This window comes from Streptomyces sp. NPDC047002 (assembly GCF_040704505.1).
GTDB lineage: Bacteria > Actinomycetota > Actinomycetes > Streptomycetales > Streptomycetaceae > Streptomyces.
In genome coordinates this window covers 129,103-146,706 of record NZ_JBEYWC010000012.1, presented here as the reverse complement: position 1 = coordinate 146,706, position 17,604 = coordinate 129,103, and the positions used below count along the sequence as shown (strand labels likewise).

General features: G+C 74.9%; 13 protein-coding genes. 12 read left to right on the top strand and 1 reads right to left on the bottom strand.

What is annotated here, in order from left to right:
- The first annotated feature begins 28 nt into the window (after nucleotides 1-28).
- From manD to AB0910_RS14410, 10 genes are all read left to right on the top strand, one after another.
- Nucleotides 29-1,243, top strand: a complete 1,215-nt coding sequence (gene manD / locus AB0910_RS14455; protein WP_366744912.1) for a D-mannonate dehydratase ManD — start codon at nucleotides 29-31, stop codon at nucleotides 1,241-1,243.
- A 161-nt stretch (nucleotides 1,244-1,404) separates the two neighbouring features.
- The gene (locus AB0910_RS14450) at nucleotides 1,405-1,659 is read left to right on the top strand and encodes a hypothetical protein (RefSeq protein ID WP_366744911.1); all 255 of its coding nucleotides are present in this window, start codon (nucleotides 1,405-1,407) and stop codon (nucleotides 1,657-1,659) included.
- A gap of 13 nt (nucleotides 1,660-1,672) precedes the next feature.
- Complete coding sequence (locus tag AB0910_RS14445; protein ID WP_366744910.1) at nucleotides 1,673-2,869, top strand: methyltransferase; 1,197 nt, start codon at nucleotides 1,673-1,675, stop codon at nucleotides 2,867-2,869.
- A gap of 100 nt (nucleotides 2,870-2,969) precedes the next feature.
- Nucleotides 2,970-3,365 carry a helix-turn-helix transcriptional regulator gene (locus AB0910_RS14440; RefSeq protein ID WP_366744909.1) on the top strand — a complete coding sequence of 132 codons (396 nt, stop codon included), beginning with the start codon at nucleotides 2,970-2,972 and terminating at the stop codon, nucleotides 3,363-3,365.
- A gap of 95 nt (nucleotides 3,366-3,460) precedes the next feature.
- Nucleotides 3,461-4,276 (top strand): molybdate ABC transporter substrate-binding protein, encoded by an 816-nt coding sequence (gene modA / locus AB0910_RS14435; RefSeq protein WP_366744908.1) that lies wholly within the window; start codon nucleotides 3,461-3,463, stop codon nucleotides 4,274-4,276.
- A 105-nt stretch (nucleotides 4,277-4,381) separates the two neighbouring features.
- The gene (locus AB0910_RS14430; RefSeq protein WP_366744907.1) at nucleotides 4,382-6,322 is read left to right on the top strand and encodes an ABC transporter permease; all 1,941 of its coding nucleotides are present in this window, start codon (nucleotides 4,382-4,384) and stop codon (nucleotides 6,320-6,322) included.
- Nucleotides 6,323-6,367: 45 nt separating this feature from the next.
- Nucleotides 6,368-7,300: a LysR family transcriptional regulator gene (locus tag AB0910_RS14425; RefSeq protein ID WP_366744906.1), complete on the top strand. Its 933-nt coding sequence runs from the start codon at nucleotides 6,368-6,370 to the stop codon at nucleotides 7,298-7,300.
- A gap of 163 nt (nucleotides 7,301-7,463) precedes the next feature.
- Complete coding sequence (locus AB0910_RS14420) at nucleotides 7,464-8,624, top strand: NAD-dependent formate dehydrogenase (RefSeq protein ID WP_366744905.1); 1,161 nt, start codon at nucleotides 7,464-7,466, stop codon at nucleotides 8,622-8,624.
- 189 nt (nucleotides 8,625-8,813) lie between these two features.
- On the top strand, nucleotides 8,814-10,583 hold the full coding sequence (locus tag AB0910_RS14415; RefSeq protein WP_366744948.1) for an NAD-binding protein: 1,770 nt from the start codon (nucleotides 8,814-8,816) through the stop codon (nucleotides 10,581-10,583).
- Between the two features lie 97 nt (nucleotides 10,584-10,680).
- Nucleotides 10,681-11,727: a phosphatidylinositol-specific phospholipase C domain-containing protein gene (locus AB0910_RS14410; RefSeq protein WP_366744904.1), complete on the top strand. Its 1,047-nt coding sequence runs from the start codon at nucleotides 10,681-10,683 to the stop codon at nucleotides 11,725-11,727.
- Nucleotides 11,728-11,791: 64 nt separating this feature from the next.
- On the opposite strand, the gene AB0910_RS14405 is transcribed toward AB0910_RS14410, so the two are convergent.
- Nucleotides 11,792-13,324: an ATP-dependent DNA ligase gene (locus tag AB0910_RS14405; protein WP_366744903.1), complete on the bottom strand. Its 1,533-nt coding sequence runs from the start codon at nucleotides 13,322-13,324 to the stop codon at nucleotides 11,792-11,794.
- 224 nt (nucleotides 13,325-13,548) lie between these two features.
- Between AB0910_RS14405 and AB0910_RS14400 the strand changes: the two genes are divergently transcribed.
- Both AB0910_RS14400 and AB0910_RS14395 read left to right on the top strand, forming a co-directional pair.
- Nucleotides 13,549-15,969 carry a tetratricopeptide repeat protein gene (locus AB0910_RS14400; protein ID WP_366744902.1) on the top strand — a complete coding sequence of 807 codons (2,421 nt, stop codon included), beginning with the start codon at nucleotides 13,549-13,551 and terminating at the stop codon, nucleotides 15,967-15,969.
- Nucleotides 15,970-16,022: 53 nt separating this feature from the next.
- The gene (locus AB0910_RS14395; RefSeq protein ID WP_366744901.1) at nucleotides 16,023-17,573 is read left to right on the top strand and encodes an NAD(P)/FAD-dependent oxidoreductase; all 1,551 of its coding nucleotides are present in this window, start codon (nucleotides 16,023-16,025) and stop codon (nucleotides 17,571-17,573) included.
- Nucleotides 17,574-17,604 lie beyond the last annotated feature (31 nt).

The window sequence follows — 17,604 nt, the reverse complement described above, 5'->3', positions numbered from 1 at the left end:
TCACGTTCCCGACAGGAGCCGCGCCCGAATGAAGATCGCCGCAGCCGACACCGTCGTCACCGGCCCAGGCCGCAACTTCGTCACCCTCCGCGTCACCACCGACGACGGCCTCACCGGCGTCGGCGACGCCACCCTCAACGGACGCGAGCTCGCCGTCGCCTCGTACCTGCGCGACCACGTCGCCCCGCTGCTCGCCGGGCGCGACGCGGGCCGGATCGAGGACACCTGGCAGTACCTGTACCGGGGCGCCTACTGGCGGCGCGGCCCGGTGACGATGGCCGCGGTCGCCGCCGTCGACACCGCCCTGTGGGACATCAAGGCGAAGGCCGCCGGCATGCCGCTCTACCAGCTGCTCGGCGGCGCCTCCCGCACCGGCGCCCTCGCCTACGGCCACGCGTCGGGGCGCGACATACCCGAGATACTCGACTCCGTGCGCGCGGTGCGCGCCGACGGATACCGGGCCGTGCGCATCCAGTCAGGTGTCCCCGGCCTCGACTCCGTCTACGGCGTCGACGACCCCACGCGCACGAAAGGCGCGGCGGCAGGCGGCCACCCGAGGCCCCACGAGGAGACCTGGGACACCGCCGCGTACCTGCGCCACATCCCGCGCGTCTTCGAGGCCGTGCGCGCCGAGTTCGGCCCCGAGCTGCCGCTGCTGCACGACGGCCACCACCGGCTCACCCCCATCCAGGCGGCGCGCCTCGGCAAGGACCTGGAGCCCTACGACCTCTTCTGGCTGGAGGACGCCACCCCCGCGGAGGACCCCACGGCGCTGCGCCTCGTGCGCGGGCACACCACCACCCCGCTCGCCCTCGGCGAGGTCTTCAACTCCCTCTACGACTACGGGCCGCTGCTCTCGGAGCGGCTCATCGACTACGTGCGCTCCGCGGTCACCCACGCAGGCGGCGTGACCGGGCTGCGCAAGCTCCTCGACCTCGCCGCCGTGCACGGGGCCAAGTCGGGCATCCACGGCCCCGCCGACATCTCACCCGTCGGCATGGCGGCCGCGGTCCACCTCGACCTCGCCGTCCACAACTTCGGCATCCAGGAGTACACCCGGCACACCGCCGAGACCCTGGAGGTCTTCCGGCCCTCGTACACCTTCGAGGGCGGCGCGCTGCGCCCCTCCGAGCAGCCGGGCCTCGGCGTCGACTTCGACGCGCAGGCCGCGGCGCGCTTCCCGTACGAGCCCGCCTACCTGCCCGTCAACCGGCTGCTCGACGGGACCCTGCACGACTGGTGACGCGCTGCGCTGGGCGGCGCAGCGCGGCCGGCCGCCGTGCCGCGGTGCTCGAACGGGCACCGCGGGTTTGCCGGAAGAGGCGGTACGGGCGGACCTCGCGTGCGATCCTCGTCACGGAAGGTGGCGGACCGTCCACACGGGGAACGAAGGAAAGTGACGCCATGCCCGCCCTCTGGCTCCAAGTGCTGCGCTCGCTCTCGCGGCCCGGCACGGCCCCCGACGACGACATCCTGGCGCGCGCCGCGGCGGACATCGCCCTGCGGGACGACCCGCGGCCCCCGGCAAGCGCCGACGTGGTCCTGGAGATCGCCAGATCCGAGTTCGCCGCCGTGCTGGGCCGCCCCCAGGCGCAGGCCGCCCTCGACCGGGCCCGCAGAGCCGCACGCGGCCACGGGCACGGGGACCGCGGCGGCTAGCCTGCTCACCACCATGAACGATTTGACGACGCCCTGGGGCGAGTACGTCCTCACCCGCTACCCCGAAGACCCGCGCGACCCGCTGCGCGCCTGGGACGGCGCCGACGCCTACGCGCTCGAACACCTCGCGGAGACCGGCGCCGACCTGACGGGCCCGACCGCCGTACTCGGCGACCGGTGGGGAGCCCTCACCACGGCGCTCGCCGGCGCCAGGATCGAACAGCTCGCCACCGGGCGGCTCGTCCAGATCACCGACTCGTACCTCACCCAGTGCGCCACCCGCGCCAACCTGAACCGCGCCGGGATCGGCCACGAGGCGGTGCGCCTCGCGTCCACCCTCGCCACTCCGCCCCAGCGTCTCGACGTCCTCGTCGTCCGCGTCCCCAAGAGCCTCGGCCTGCTGGAGGACCAGCTGCACCGGCTCGCCCCCGCGCTGCACCCCGGCACCCTGGTCGTCGGCACCGGACGCACCACCGAGATCCACACCTCGACCCTGAGCCTCTTCACGGACATCCTCGGGCCCACCAGGACGACCCTGGCGCGGCGCAAGGCCCGCCTCATCCTCACCACCCCCGCGGCCGACCGGGTCGGCGCGGCCGCCGCGGGCACCGCCGCCCCCTGGCCCGTGCGCTACGAACTGCCCCGCGACACCGGGCCCCTCGCGGGGCGCACGGTCGTCGCCCACGCCGGGGTCTTCAGCGCCGAGCGGCTCGACATCGGCACCCGGTTCTTCCTGCGCCACCTGCCCGAGCGGCACGGCCCCGACCACGTGGTGGACCTCGGCTGCGGCAACGGCGTCGTCGGGACCGCCGCCGCGCTCGCCAACCCGCGCGCCCGCGTCACGTTCGTCGACGAGTCGTACGGCGCACTCGCCTCGGCCGACGCCACCTACCGGCTCAACCTCGCATCGCCCCAAGAGCCCGCTGCCGCAGCCGACTTCGTGCTCGGCGACGGGCTCGCCGGCACGCCGCCAGGCAGTGTGGACCTCGTCCTCAACAACCCGCCGTTCCACAGCCACCAGGCCACGAGCGACAGCACGGCCCGGCGGATGTTCGCCGGGGCGCGCAGTGCGCTGCGCCCCGGCGGCGAACTGTGGGTCGTGGGCAACAGGCACCTCGGGTACCACGCCAAACTGCGGCGCCTGTTCGGCAATTGCGAGGTCGCGGCGAGCGATCCCAAGTTCGTCGTCCTGCGGTGCGTCAAGAACTGACAAACACTTCCTGTGTCTTTCTCCGTGCCGGGCCGCAGGTGCGATGTGCCATTCCACAACGGCTTGTAAATGCCAGGCCACGCGGCCTATGTTGGCGCGTATGCAGTCGTACACAATCGGTCAGGCGGCCAGGCTGCTCGGGGTCAGTCCCGACACGGCGCGCCGCTGGGCCGACGCAGGCAGGGTCGCCACGCACCGTGACGACACCGGCCGCCGCCTCATCGGCGGCCGCGACCTCGCCGCCTTCTCCGTCGAACTGGCCCAGGGCGACGGCGAGGAGGACGAGGCGTCCGTCACGTCGGTGCGCAACGCGTTCCCCGGCATCGTCACCGCGGTCAAGCTGGGCGACGTGGCCGCCCAGGTGGAGATCCAGGCGGGCCCGCACCGCCTCGTGTCGCTGCTGACCCGGGAAGCCGTCGAGGAACTCGGCCTGGAGGTCGGCATGCGGGCCACCGCCCGCGTCAAGGCCACCAACGTGCACGTCGACCGCGCCTGAGCCGCCGTCGTACGACCGGCGTCGCCCGTCCCCGGCGCCCCGCCCCATCCCCCCGCGGGCCCGGTGGCCCGCACCGCCGAAGGAGTCACCCGCCCATGGATCGTGTCATCCGCCGCCGTGCCGCGGCCGCCGCCGTGGCCGCCCTCGTGCTGCCGCTCGCCGCGGCCTGCGGCAGCAGCGACGACAACGGGAAGAAGGCCGACTCGTCGTCCGCGTCCGCGTCGGCGTCGGCCCCCGGCAAGGCGCCCGCGGCCGACCTGACCGTGCTGGCCGCCGCGTCCCTGACGGACGTGTTCAAGACCGCGGGCGACATGTACATGAAGGAGAACCCCGGCACGAAGGTGAAGTTCTCCTTCGCCGGCTCCCAGGACCTGGTCGCCCAGGTGAAGCAGGGCGCTCCCGCCGACGTGCTCGTCACCGCCGACACCAAGACCATGGACAGCGCGAAGTCCGAGGTCGGCGCCCCGACGGTCATCGCCAAGAACCGCCTGGTGATCGTCACCCAGAAGGGCAACCCCGACCACGTCGCGTCCCTCAAGGACCTCGCGAACCCCAAGCTCGACGTCGTGCTCGCCGCGCCCTCGGTGCCCGTCGGCAACTACGCCGCGCAGGTCCTGAAGAAGCAGCACGTCACGGTCCACCCGAAGTCCGAGGAGACCGACGTGCGCTCCGTCCTGACGAAGGTGGAGACCAGCGCGGACGCGGGCATCGTCTACAAGACCGACGCGGCCACCGCGCCCGGCAAGGTCGACACCGTCACCATCCCCGACAGCCAGAACGCCGTCGCCTCCTACCCGGCAGCGGCCATCAAGGACTCCAAGCAGTCCGCCGCCGCGCAGGCGTTCGTGAAGTGGCTCAGCACCCCCGAGGCCCAGTCCCTCCTCCAGAAGGCCGGCTTCCAGCAGCCCTAGTACGGCCCCGCAAGCGCCGCGCCGCCCGGCCCCGCTCGCCGGGCGGCGCCACGCTGCCCGCACCTCAGCCGCACCTCAGGCGCACCCCAGGTCAGGACCCACCGGATGAACAGGACCACGCGCTCCCGCACGCGCGGCGCCGGCGCGCCGATCGCCCTCGCACTGCCCGCGCTGCTCGCGGTGGCGTTTCTGCTGCTGCCGCTCGTCGCCGTCGTCACCCAGACCGAGTGGGGCGCGCTGTGGCACCACCTCACCAGCCACGACACCGTCCTCGCGCTGAAGCTCTCGCTGGTCGTCTCCTTCAGCGCGCTCGGCCTCTCGCTGCTGTTCGGGGTGCCGCTCGCCTGGCTGCTCGCCCGCGTCGACTTCCCCGGCAAGACCCTGGTGCGCTCCCTGGTGCTGCTGCCGATGGTGCTGCCGCCCACCGTGGGCGGCGTGGCGCTGCTGCTCGGGTTCGGCAGGCGCGGCCTGATCGGCCCCTTCCTGGAGCACACCTTCGGCATCGTCCTGACCTTCCACACCTCGGGCGCCGTGGTCGCCGCCGCCTTCGTCGCGATGCCGTTCCTGGTCATCAGCCTCGAAGGCACCCTCGCCGGGCTGCGGCCCGCCTACGAGGAGACCGCCGCCTCGCTCGGCGCCTCGCCCTTGCGGGTCTTCCTCACCGTCACCCTGCCGATGGTCGCCCCAGGACTCGCCGCCGGCTCCGCCCTGACCTGGGCCCGCGCCCTCGGCGAGTTCGGCGCCACCATCACCTTCGCGGGCAACCTCCCCGGCACCACCCAGACCCTGCCCCTCCAGGTCTACCTGCTGCTCCAGGACTCGCCCGAGGCCGCGACCTCCGTCTCGCTGCTGCTGCTCGTCATCGCCATGGTCGTCCTCGTCGGGCTGCGCGGCCGCTGGGCGGGCGTGGGCGGCGGCCGGGGCCCCGCCGAGGCCCCCCAGGCCGCGGAGCCCGCCGAGGCACACACAGCGCCCCCGCCCGCCGCCGACGCGCCGCCCCCGCCGGCCGAACGGTGGGACCTGCACGCCGACGTCACCGGCTTCAACCGCCTCGCCCTCGCAGCGGACGGCGGCACCACCATCGCCGTCGTCGGACCCAACGGGGCGGGCAAGACCACCCTGCTGCGCGCCCTGCTCGGCCTCACCCCGCGCGCCCACGCCGCGCTGCGCCTCGGCGGGCAGGACGTCACCCGGCTGCCCCCGCACCGGCGGGGCGTCGCCTGGGTGCCGCAGAGCGGCGCCCTGTTCCCGCACCTGAACGCGCTCGCCAACACCGCCTACGGGCTGCGCGCGCACGGCGTCGCCCGCGCCGAGGCACGCGCCGCGGCCCAGGACTGGCTCGACCGGCTCGGCGTCGGCCACCTCGCGCACCGCAGGCCCCACGAGCTCTCCGGCGGCCAGGCCCAGCGCGTCGCCCTGGCCCGCGCGCTCGCCGCACGGCCCCGCCTGCTCCTCCTCGACGAGCCGCTCGCCGCACTCGACCAGACCACCCGCGCCCAGGTCCGCCACACGCTCAGGGGCCACCTCGGCGGCTTCGGCGGGGTCTGCCTCATCGTCACCCACGACCCCGTCGAGGCCGTGTCGCTCGCCGACCGCGTCCTCGTGCTCGACGCCGGCAGGACCCTCCAGGACGCCGAGCCCGCCGAGGTCAGCCGCCACCCGCGCTCGCCCTGGGTGGCCAGGATGCTCGGCCGCAACGCCTGGTCCTGCACCAGCAGAAGCGGCGCGCTCGACGTCGCGCCCGCAGGCCGCCTCGTCGTCGCGGAGCCGCCCCCCGAGGGTGCGGCCGCGCTCGCCGTCATCAGCCCCGAGGCCGTCGCCGTGCACCGCACGCGCCCCGAGGGCAGCCCGCGCAACGTCTGGCCCGGCACCGTACGGGAGATCACCGCGAGCGGCAGCAGGCTGCGTGTCCTCGTCACCTCCGACGAGGTGCCCGACCTCGTCGCCGAGATCACCCCGGCCGCCGCAGCGGAACTCGGCCTCGCCGACGGGACGCGGGTATGGACCAGCGTGAAGGCCACCGACGTCACCCTCGTGGCACTCTGAACCAGGCCGCCGGCCGGGCGCCGGTGGGGGAGTGGGGAGAGGGCCGTGCTGCTGCGTCAACTGGAGTACCTGGTCGCCCTCGCGAGGGAGCGCCACTTCGCCCGCGCCGCCGCGGCCTGCTACGTCTCGCAGCCCTCCCTGTCCGCCGCCATCCGCAAGCTGGAGCGCGAACTCGACGTGCCCATCGTGCGCAGGGGCCGCCGCTTCGAAGGGCTCACCCCCGAGGGCGAGCGGGTGCTGCTGTGGGCCCACCGCATCCTCGCGGAGCGCGACGCGCTGCAGCACGAGCTCTCCGCCCTGCGCGGCGGCCTCGTCGGCACTCTGCGGCTCGGCGCCATCCCCACCGCGCTGACCGTCGCCTCCCTGCTCACCACCCCCTTCTGCGAACGGCACCCGCGCGCCCGGGTCGTCATCGACTCGCTGCCCTCCCGCGACATCACCCACCGCCTCGCCGAATTCGAACTCGACATCGCCCTCACCTACCTCGACGACGACAGCCTCGGCAGGGTGCGCAGGACCCCGCTGTACGAGGAGCGCTACCTCCTGCTCACCCCGAAGGACGGGCCGCTCGCCGCCGAGAGCGGCGTCCAGTGGTCCGAGATCGCGCGGCTCCCGCTGTGCCTGCTCACCCCGCAGATGCGCAACCGACGCATCATGGACGAGTACTTCGCCGCCGACGGCGTCGGCGCCGTGACCCCCTCGGTCGAGACCGACTCCGTCGCAGGACTGTACGCCCACCTGTCCACGGGCCACTGGTCCAGTGTCATCTCCCACGCCTGGCTGCACATGTTCGGCGTCCCCGAGGGCATGCGCGTCCTGCCGCTCGCCCGCCCCCACCACGGGCCGCGCGTCGGACTCGTCGTCGCCGACCGCCACCCCGAACCCCTGCTCGCCCGCGCCCTCCTGGAGACCGCACGGCAGGCCGGGGTCCGCGAGGCGCTCGACCAACTCCTCGACGTCTACCTGCAACGCCCCTGAGACGCACCCGGGTCGACGGGCGAAAGCGGGCGGCCTGCGCTGATAGCCGCCGGCTATGCCCGTACAGGTACTTTCACTTTGACCCGCACCGCACGCCGCCGCCACGGTGAAGACACGTTCCCGCAACGAACGGACGACACGACCCCCGGATGAGGAGCCTGCCATGGCGAAGGTGCTGTGCGTGCTGTACGACGACCCGGTCGACGGATATCCGACCACCTACGCCAGGGACGACATCCCCGTCATCACCCGCTACCCCGGGGGTCAGACCGCGCCCACGCCCGAGGCCGTCGACTTCACGCCCGGCCGGCTGCTCGGCAGCGTCTCCGGCGCCCTCGGCCTGCGGGACTGGCTGGAGTCGAACGGCCACACCCTCGTCGTCACCTCGGACAAGGACGGCGCGGACTCGGTCTTCGAGCGGGAGCTGCCCGACGCGGACATCGTCATCTCCCAGCCGTTCTGGCCCGCCTACCTCACCGCTGAGCGCATCGCGAAGGCGAAGAACCTCAAGCTCGTGGTCACCGCGGGCATCGGCTCCGACCACACCGACCTGGACGCGGCCGTCGCCCACGGCCTCACCGTCGCCGAGGTCACCTTCTCCAACAGCATCAGCGTCGCCGAGCACGTCGTCATGATGATCCTGTCGCTCGTGCGCAACTACCTCCCCTCCCACCAGTGGGTGCTGGACGGCGGCTGGAACATCGCGGACTGCGTCGCGCGCTCCTACGACCTGGAGGGCATGCACGTCGGCACCGTCGCGGCGGGACGCATCGGACTCGCCGTGCTGCGCCGCCTCGCCCCGTTCGACGTCGTGCTCCACTACACCGACCGGCACCGGCTGCCCGAGGAGGTCGAGCGCGAACTCAACCTGACCTGGCACGCCAGCGCCCAGGACATGGTCCCGCACTGCGACGTCGTCACCGTCAACGCGCCCCTGCACCCGGAGACCGAGGGCCTGTTCGACGACAAGCTCCTCTCCACGATGAAGCGCGGCACCTACCTCATCAACACCGCACGCGCGAAGATCGCCGACCGGGACGCCGTGGACCGCGCCCTGCGCAGCGGCCAGCTCGCCGGCTACGCGGGCGACGTCTGGTTCCCGCAGCCCGCCCCCGCGGACCACCCCTGGCGCACCATGCCCCACCACGGCATGACCCCGCACATCTCCGGCTCCTCGCTCTCCGCGCAGGCACGCTACGCGGCCGGCACCCGCGAGATCCTGGAGTGCTTCTTCGCCGGCAGGCCGGTGCGCGACGAGTACCTCATCGTCGACAAGGGAGCGCTCGCCGGCACCGGGGCCCACTCGTACTCCGTCAACAAGTGACCCGCGCACGCTGACGCGCCGCACCACCCGCGCACCCGCGCCACCGCCCCGGCCGCCGTCCACGGCCGGGGCGGTCCCGGCGCGCTGACGGGGATTCGGCAGACTGGGGCCGTGCCCCCTCTTCCCCGACAGTCCCAGCGCCCCGCCGCAGGCCGCGGCGGCGCGAGCGCGGGCGACCACGACGGCCACATGATCGTGTGCGGCGACGACGGGCTGGCCAGGCGGCTCGCCGACGAACTCCACGAGCTCTACGGCGAACGCGTCGTCCTCGTCATGCCGTCCACCGCCACCGTCGAGTCGCGGCGCGCGTGGTTCGCCGCCCGCAGGGGCGATCCCAGCCTCCGGGTGGTCGAGGCGGCCGAGCCGCGCGAGGACGTCCTGGCCGACGCGGGCATCGCGGAGGCCTCCGCCCTCGCCCTCGCCTACGAGGACGACGAGGCGAACATCAGGGCCGCCCTCGCGGCCCGCCGCGCCAACCCGGGCCTGCGGCTGGTCATCAGGCTGTACAACCGCAGGCTCGGCGAGCAGCTCGCCGACCTCCTCGACCAGGCGGGCGCGGCCGCCGACGGCGGCCGGGACGCGGAGCCGGAAGCCGCGGGCTCCCTCACCACCGTGCTCTCCGACATCGCCACCGCCGCACCCGCGCTCGCCGCGACCGCCGTCGCCGGCACCAGCAGGGCCATCGTCGCAGGCGGCGTCCTGCTGCGCGCCGTGGAGCGCGGCGCCCCCACCGAGGGCGGCGCCGCGCAGCCCCCGCTCGCCACACTGGCCCTGCTGTCCACGGGCACCACCGGCGCGGGCATGCCCTACCGCGGCGGCGACAGCCCCGAACTCCTGCCGGACGAAGCGGCGGTGGCCGGGGCCGCGGAGCGCGGCCGGGTCGTGCTCGAACAGGTCGCCTCGGCGGGGGAGGGAACCGCCAGACGGGGGACCGGCCGTGGCGCGCCGCTCGCCGCCCTTTTCTCCCGGCAGGTGCGCTGGTCCTTCGCGGGCGTCATCGTCGCCGTCGTCGCCCTGGCGTGCGCCACCTGGGGCCTCACGGGCACCACGCCGCAGGGCGCCCTCTACCTGGTGCTGCTCGACCTGTTCGCCATCGACGACCCCGCCATCGGCTCCACCCTCAGCCGCCAACTCCTCCAGCTCCTCGCCGGGTTCGCGGGACTCCTGCTGCTGCCGCTGGTCACGGCCGCCGTGCTCGAAGTGTTCGGCACCTACCGGACGGCCTCGTCGCTGCGCCGCCCGAGCCGGGGTGTGTCGGGCCACGTCGTACTCCTCGGCCTCGGCAAGGTCGGCAGCCGGGTCCTGCGCGAACTGCGCGCCCTCGACATCCCGGTGGTCTGCGTGGAGGCCGACCCGAACGCGCGCGGCATCCCGGTGGCCAGGCGCCTGCGGGTGCCGACCGTCATCGGCGACGTCACCCAGGAGGGGGTCCTTGAGGGCGCGGGCATCGAACGCGCCGCCGCGCTGCTCGCCCTCACCAGCAAGGACACCACCAACCTGGAGGCGGTGCTCAACGCGCGCTCCCTCGCGCCGAACCTGCGGGTCGCGCTGCGGCTGTACGACGACGACTTCGCGACGGCCGTCTACCGCACGATGCGCACCGCCTACCCGGCGGCGCTGACCCGCAGCCGCAGTGTGTCCGCGCTCGCCGCCCCGGCCTTCGCCGTGGCGATGCTGGGCCGGCAGATCGTCGGCGCGATCCCGGTCGAGCGGGGCGTCCTGCTCATCGCGACCCTGGAGGTCGAGGGCCACCCGCAGCTCGAAGGGCGCACCGTGGACGACGTGTTCACCCCCGGCGCCTACCGGGTGGTGGCGGTGGAGCGGCCGGCCGAGCGCAGGGGGCCAGGCGCCCCCGTGCCGCCGGGCGACTACGTCCTGGCGGCAGGCGACCGGGCCGTGGTGGCCGTGACCCAGCGCGGGCTCGCCGAACTCGTCGGCCGCAGAGCCGCGGCCCGGTAAGGCCGCGTCCTCCCGCTCGTCACCGAACTCGCTTACTCTCTTGGCTGTTTGGCACCACCGGCATGCCCCATCCATGCTTACCTGAGGACGTACCCCCATGGCCAGATCCGTCCGCACCGCCGCCGTCGCAGGCGCCGCCGCCCTCGTCGCCCTGCTCGGCTCCCCGGCCTCGGCCGCCGACGTGCAGCAGCTGCCGTACTCCCAGTCGACGGCCGTCGGCATCCACAACACCTACGACCCGGCGGCCTTCCCCTACCTCGCCGACGGGCTCGACACCGGGGCCGGGCTGATCGAGCTCGACACCTGGACCAACCTCGTCGGCCCCGCCTTCCGGGTCTCCCACGACCCCGTCGGCAACAGCAGCAACTGCACGGGCGCCACCACCGTCGCCGGGCTGACCTCGGGCTCCACCGACAAGGACCTGGCCGGCTGCCTCACCGACCTGAAGACGTGGAGCGACGCGCACCCCGACCACGCGCCGGTCGTCGTCAAGGTCGAGATGAAGGACGGCTTCCTCGCGGACCAGGGCCGCGGCCCCGCCGAGTTCGACGCGCTCGTCAACAGCAGGCTGGGCGGCTCCGTCTTCCGTCCCGCCGACCTGACCGGGGGCACGTACGCCACCCTCGACGCCGCCGCGACCGCCGGCGCCTGGCCGACCAGGGCCCAGCTGCGCGGCAAGTTCGTCTTCGAGCTGATACCCGGCACCGTCGAGGAGCAGAACCCCTTCGACCACCTGTGGACCGACCAGGAGTACGCGACGCACCTGCGCGACCTCCAGGCCGCGGGCAATCTGGCGCAGGCCGCGGCCTTCCCCGCCGTGCACACCGTCAACACGCCGGGCGACCCGCGCACCCGCTACGCCGACGCCACCCTGCGCCCCTGGTTCGTGTTCTTCGACACCGACGCCGACGGCTTCGTCACCAACGGCATCGACCTCGACTGGTACGACCGCAACCACTACTTCGTGGTGCTGACCGACGCCCAGAACGTGGCCCCCGCCATCGACGGCACCAACCCCACGGAGCAGCAGGCGAAGGACCGCCTCGACCTGCTCGCCCAGGACCACGCGAGCATCGTGTCGGCGGACTGGCGCTCCCTGCCGTCGGTCGACTCGGCCGTCGTGCCGCGCGGCTCCGCCCAGTAGCGGTGCCCGGCCCGCCCGCCCCGCGTGCGGGCGGGCCGCTCGGCGCGCGTGCCGGCGGGCCGGGTCAGTCCCGGCCCGCCAGCACCGTCTCCACCGTGTCCGCGTCCTGGGGCCGCTTGTCCGGCCGGTGGCGCAGCACCCGCGCGAACCGCAGCGCCACCCCCGCCGGGTAGCGGGTGGAGCGCTGGAGTCCGTCGTACGCGATCTCCACCACCAGCTCGGGACGCACCCGCACGGTGAACCCGTCGTCGTCCACGGCCAGTTCGCGCAGCCGTTCGGTCTGCCACGCCAGCATCGCGTCCGTGAGGCCCTTGAAGGTCTTGCCGAGCATCGCGAACGAGCCGTCGGGACGCAGCGCCCCCAGGTGCAGGTTGGACAGTGTGCCGGTGCGCCGCCCGTGGCCCCACTCGGCCGCGAGCACCACCAGGTCGAGCGTGTGCACCGGCTTCACCTTCAGCCATCCGGCGCCCCGCCTGCCCGCCCCGTACACCGTGTCGAGGCCCTTGACCACCACGCCCTCGTGCCCGCGCCCCAGCGTCTCCCGCAGGAACGCCTCACCCGCGGCGCGCCCCGCCTCCCCGGCCTCGTCCACCACGACCCGCCGCACCCGCAGCTCCTCGGGCACCAGCCGGGCAAGCGCCGCGTGCCGCCGCGTGTACGGCAGGTCCAGCAGGTCGGCGCCGCCCTCGGCGAGCACGTCGAAGAAGACCGCGGAGAGGGGCACGGCCGCGGCCGCCTTCGCCACGTCCGTGCGCGAGCCGACCCGCCCCGCGACCTCCTGGAAGGGCCGGGGTCTGCCGTCCGCGCCCAGCGCGACGACCTCGCCGTCCAGCACGAACCCGTCCCCCGCGAGGGCCAGCGCCGCCGCCGCGACCTCCGGCAGCCGGTCCGTGATGTCGTCGAGCGTGCGGGTGAAGACCCGCACGGCCCCGCCGTCCCTGTGCACCTGCACCCGGATGCCGTCGAGCTTCTCCTCCACCGCGCACCCGCCGAGCCGCTCCGCCGCGTCCGCCACCGAGGGCGCCGACTGCGCCAGCATCGGCAGCACCGGCGAACCCACCGTCAGCCGGAAGGCGGCCAGCGCCTCGGGCCCCTCGGCGAGCAGCCGCCGCGCCACCCGCGACACGGACCCCGCGAGCATCACCGCCCTGCGCACCGCGGCGGGCCGCGCCCCCGCGGCGATCGCCAGCGCCTCCACCGCCACCGCGTCGAGCGCGCCCTGCCGCACCTCGCCCGAGACCACACCGGTCAGGAACCGCTGCTCCCGCTCCGTCGCCCTGCCCAGCAGACCGCCCACGAGACGCCTGCGCTCCGCCTGCGCCCCCGGCCCCGAGACCGCGGCGAGCGCCGTGAACGCCGCGTCCACCTCCCGTACCGTCAGCGACGCCTCCGCGGCGGGCGGCGGCGGGTCCTTCAGCACGCTCCAGCCCACCCCGATCCGGCCCTGCGGCAGCCGCCCCGAGAGATACGCGATCACCACCGGCACGTCTTCGGGCTCCGCGTCGCGGAACACCTCGGCGATCAGCGCGATCTTGCGGGAGGTGGCCGAGGTCTCGGCCACCTCCCCCGACACACGGGCGAGCGGTGCCAGCAGCATGACGCCATGGTGCACCCGCCCCCGCGCACCCGCCCTGTGAAGGGGGCCGGGCGGGTCGTAGGCTGGCCGCCACGGCGCGCCGGCGGCCCCCCGAAACATGTCCTCGGGGCGGTGGCCCGGCCCGGGCCCGCCGGCGGGTCAAAACCGTACCCGCCGCGCACGCGCGCGGCCATACTGGACGGGCCGGGAGGCGACCAGCGAAGCGACGGGGGCGACAGCGGGCCATGGCCGACACCAGGCTGATCCAGAGCCGGTACCGACTGCTCGAACTGATCGGGCGCGGCGGGATGGGCGAGGTGTGGGAAGCGCGCGACGAGGCCCTCGGCCGCCGCGTCGCCGTCAAGTGCCTCAAACCGATCGGGCCCGAGCAGAACGAGGCCGTGACCCGGGTGATGCGGGAGCGGTTCAGGCGTGAGGCGCGGGTCGCCGCGCAGCTCCAGCACCGCGGCGTCACCGTCGTGCACGACTTCGGCGAGTACGAGGGCGTGCTCTACCTCGTGATGGAGCTGCTCGCCGGGCGCAACCTCGGCCAGCTACTCGCCGACCACGGCGGCCCGCTGCCCGTCGCCGACGTCCTCGACATCACCGACCAGGTCGCCGACGCCCTCGCCTACACCCACGACCAGGGCATCGTGCACCGCGACCTCAAGCCCGCCAACATCATGCGGCTCACCGACGGCACGGTGAAGATCTGCGACTTCGGCATCGCGCGCCTCGGCCACGACGTCGGGCTGACCTCCAAGCTCACCAACACCGGCATGGCGATGGGCACCCCGCACTACATGTCGCCCGAGCAGATCTCGGGCGGCGAGACGGACCGCCGCAGCGACCTCTACTCCTTCGGCTGCGTGCTCTACGAACTGGCCACCGGGGCACCCCCGTTCGACAAGAGCCATGCCTGGGCCATCATGGTCGGCCACCGGATGACGGAGCCGGTACCGCCCCGCGAGCACCGGCCCGAGCTGCCCGCACGCCTCGACGCGCTCATCCTCGACCTGCTCGCCAAGAAGCCGGACGACCGGCCGGCGGAGGCCGCCGAGCTGCGCCGCAGACTCGCGGGCGGCGGCCCGGCCGCGCCCCCGGCGGGCGTCTCGTTCGTCCGGGCGCCCGTGCCGCAGCCCGCCGACAACTGGACGGGCGAGCGCGCCGCGCAGACCGCGCCGGACGGCGCGGACGACGGCCCCGACGACCGGCCGAGCGGCCCCCGGCCGCTGCCCGCCCGGATGACGGACCCCGCGCTCGCCACGACCCCTGCCGTCACCCCCGCGTCGGGCACCCCCGTCTCCACCCCGGTCGGCGCCGCAGCGGCGCCGCGCGACCCCCGGCTGCCCGCCTGGACCCGCGGCATGACGGCGGGCCACCGGCCCGCGGGCGCCGCCCCGCCGCGCCGGGCGCCCGGGCCCGCCGACGCGCTCACCGGCACCTGGACCCGCGCCCTGCCGGGCGGTCCGCAGGCCCCCGCCACCGGGCAGACCCCGAAGCGCCGCCCCACCCCCACGCCCGAGCGGCTCGCCGCCCTCGCCGACCGGCACAGGTCGGGACTCGGCCTCGGCAGGCTCGGCCGCTGGGCCGAGGCGGAGGAGGTGCACGGCGCGGTCGCGGCGGAACGCGAGACCTGCCTCGGGCCCGACCACCCCGACACCCTCGACAGCCGGTACGAGACGGCCTACGCGCTCAGCAGGACCGGCAGGCCCGCCGAGGCGCTCGATCTGTTCACCCGGGTCGCCGAGGGCCGGGAGCGCACGCTGGGACCCGACCACCCCGACGCGCTCGCGGCCCGCCAGGAGACCGCGTACGTGCTCGGCAGGCTCGGGCGCCACGCGGAGGCGCACGCCGTGTACGCCTCGGTGCTCGCCTCCCGCGAGCGCACCATGGGGCCCGACCACCCCGACACCCTGCGCTGCCGGCACAACCTCGCCTTCAGCCTCAGCAGGCTCGGCCGCGTCGAGGACTCCCTCGCCATGGCGCGGCAGGTCGCCGCGTCCCGCGCCCGGGTGCTCGGCGACGCCCACCCCGACACCCTCGTCACCCGCTACGAGGTCGCCTACGCGCTCGGCAGGCTCGGCCGCTGGCAGCAGGCGCTCGACCTGTACCGCGAGGTCGCCCTCGCCCGCGCCCAGGTCCTCGGCGCCGACCACCGGGACACGCTCGCCGCCCGCTACGAGATCGCCATCTGCCTCGGCCGCCTCGGCCGCAGCGAGGACGCGCTCGGGCAGTTCCGCGTCCTGATCGCCGACCGGTCGCGCAGCGGCGGCCCCGCAGACCCTGAGACCCTGCGCGCCCGGCACGGCTACGGCGTGAACCTCGGGCGGCTCGGCCGCTGGGAGGAGGCGCTCGCCGAGGCCCGCGACATCGCCGCCGTACGCGGCCGGGTCCTCGGGCCCGACCACTCCGACACGCTCGTCAGCCGCCGGGAGGTCGCCGTGGCGCTGGGCTGGCTCGGCCGCTGGTCCGAGGCGCTCACCGAGTACCGGGAGGTCTCGGCGGCCCGCGCCAGGGTGCTCGGCGAGGCGCACCCCGACACCCTGACCGCGCTCGGCGACGAGGTGCACTGCCTTGAGCAGCTCGGCAGCGCCGAGGAGGCGGAGCGGCTGCGGTGGCGTATCGCCGCGCTGCGCGAGGGGCCGGGCTCCGCCACGGCCTGAGGCGCCGCGCGCCGGGGCCTTGGCCGCAGGACGGGCGCGTGTTACGAAGGGCCATGCCCGCACTCACCACGTACGACGCCGTGATCGTGGGCGGCGGCCACAACGGACTGGTCGCCGCCGCCTACCTCGCCGGGGCCGGCCGCTCCGTCCTGGTGCTCGAACGCAGTCCGTCGACCGGGGGAGCCGCGGTCTCCTCCCGGCCGTTCCCCGGGGTGGACGCCCGCCTGTCCCGCTACTCGTACCTCGTGTCGCTGCTGCCCGACACGATCGTCGGCGACCTCGGGCTGCGGTTCTCGGTGCGGCGCAGGAGCGTCTCCTCGTACACCCCGCACGGGGACGGCGGGCTGCTGGTGGGGGAGGGGCGCACCCGCGCCTCGCTCGCGGAACTCACCGGCTCCGACGCCGAGTACATCGCCTGGGAGCAGTTCTACGGCACCACGGCGCGGGTCGCCGAGCGGGTCTTCCCCACGTTGACCGAGCCCCTGCCGACCCGTGCGGAGCTGCGCGAGCGGGTGGACGACGAGGGCGCCTGGCGGATGCTGTTCGAGGAGCCCATCGGCGTGGCCGTCGAACGCCGCTTCGCCCACGACCTGGTGCGCGGCGTGGTGCTCACGGACGCGCTGATCGGCACCTTCGCCGACGCGCACGACCCCTCCCTGCTCCAGAACCGCTGCTTCCTCTACCACGTCATCGGCGGCGGCACCGGCAGCTGGGACGTCCCGGTCGGCGGCATGGGCGCCCTGACCGACGCCCTCGCCTCCGCCGCACGCGCGGCCGGCGCCGAGATCCGCACCCGGCACGAGGCGGTGCGCGTCGAGACCGGCGCGGCGGGCGCCGAGGTGACCTACCGCGCGGGCGATCGCGAGGACACCGTCGGCGCCCGGCACGTGCTGGTGAACGCCTCGCCGCGGGAGCTCGCGGCACTCGTGGGCGACGAGCCGCCGCCCCCGGCCGAGGGCGCGCAGTTCAAGGTCAACATGGTGCTCGGCAGGCTGCCCCGGCTCAGGGACGCGTCCGTGGAGGCGCGGGACGCGTTCTCCGGCACCCTGCACGTCGCCGAGGGGTACGAGGCGCTGGCCGCCGCGCACCGGGAGGCGTCGGCGGGGCGCCTGCCGTCCGCTCCGCCCTCGGAGATCTACTGCCACACGCTGACCGACCCGTCGATCCTCGGCCCCGAGGAGGCCGCGGCCGGCCTCCAGACGCTGACCCTCTTCGGACTGCATACCCCCGCGCGGCTGTTCGCGGCGGACAACGACGCGGCCAGGGAGCGGCTGCTCGCCGCCACCCTCGCGCAGCTGGACGAGCGGCTGGCCGAGCCGCTGGCCGACTGCCTCGCACGCGACGCGGACGGCCGCCCCTGCGTGGAGGCGAAGACCCCGCTCGACCTGGAGCGCGAACTCGGCCTGCCCGGCGGCCACATCTTCCACCGTGACCTGTCCTTCCCCTGGTCGGAGGGGCCGGAAGGGCCGGAAGGGGCGTCGGGACGCTGGGGCGTGGAGACGGCGCATCCGCGGGTGCTGCTGTGCGGCGCGGGGGCGGTGCGCGGCGGCGGGGTCAGCGGGGTGCCCGGGCACAACGCGGCGATGGCGGTGCTCGGCCGCTGAGGGGGCGCGGCCCCTCAGCGGCCGCCGCGGC

Excerpts from the sequence above, each read along its gene's own strand:
- AB0910_RS14410 (WP_366744904.1), top strand. The coding sequence starts at position 10,681 with ATGGCCAGATCCGTCCGCACCGCCGCCGTCGCAGGCGCCGCCGCCCTC.
- AB0910_RS14450 (WP_366744911.1), top strand. The coding sequence starts at position 1,405 with ATGCCCGCCCTCTGGCTCCAAGTGCTGCGCTCGCTCTCGCGGCCCGGC.
- AB0910_RS14400 (WP_366744902.1), top strand. The coding sequence starts at position 13,549 with ATGGCCGACACCAGGCTGATCCAGAGCCGGTACCGACTGCTCGAACTG.
- modA (WP_366744908.1), top strand. The coding sequence starts at position 3,461 with ATGGATCGTGTCATCCGCCGCCGTGCCGCGGCCGCCGCCGTGGCCGCC.
- manD (WP_366744912.1), top strand. The coding sequence starts at position 29 with ATGAAGATCGCCGCAGCCGACACCGTCGTCACCGGCCCAGGCCGCAAC.
- AB0910_RS14420 (WP_366744905.1), top strand. The coding sequence starts at position 7,464 with ATGGCGAAGGTGCTGTGCGTGCTGTACGACGACCCGGTCGACGGATAT.
- AB0910_RS14415 (WP_366744948.1), top strand. The coding sequence starts at position 8,814 with ATGATCGTGTGCGGCGACGACGGGCTGGCCAGGCGGCTCGCCGACGAA.
- AB0910_RS14430 (WP_366744907.1), top strand. The coding sequence starts at position 4,382 with ATGAACAGGACCACGCGCTCCCGCACGCGCGGCGCCGGCGCGCCGATC.
- AB0910_RS14440 (WP_366744909.1), top strand. The coding sequence starts at position 2,970 with ATGCAGTCGTACACAATCGGTCAGGCGGCCAGGCTGCTCGGGGTCAGT.
- AB0910_RS14395 (WP_366744901.1), top strand. The coding sequence starts at position 16,023 with ATGCCCGCACTCACCACGTACGACGCCGTGATCGTGGGCGGCGGCCAC.
- AB0910_RS14445 (WP_366744910.1), top strand. The coding sequence starts at position 1,673 with ATGAACGATTTGACGACGCCCTGGGGCGAGTACGTCCTCACCCGCTAC.
- AB0910_RS14405 (WP_366744903.1), bottom strand. The coding sequence starts at position 13,324 with ATGCTGCTGGCACCGCTCGCCCGTGTGTCGGGGGAGGTGGCCGAGACC.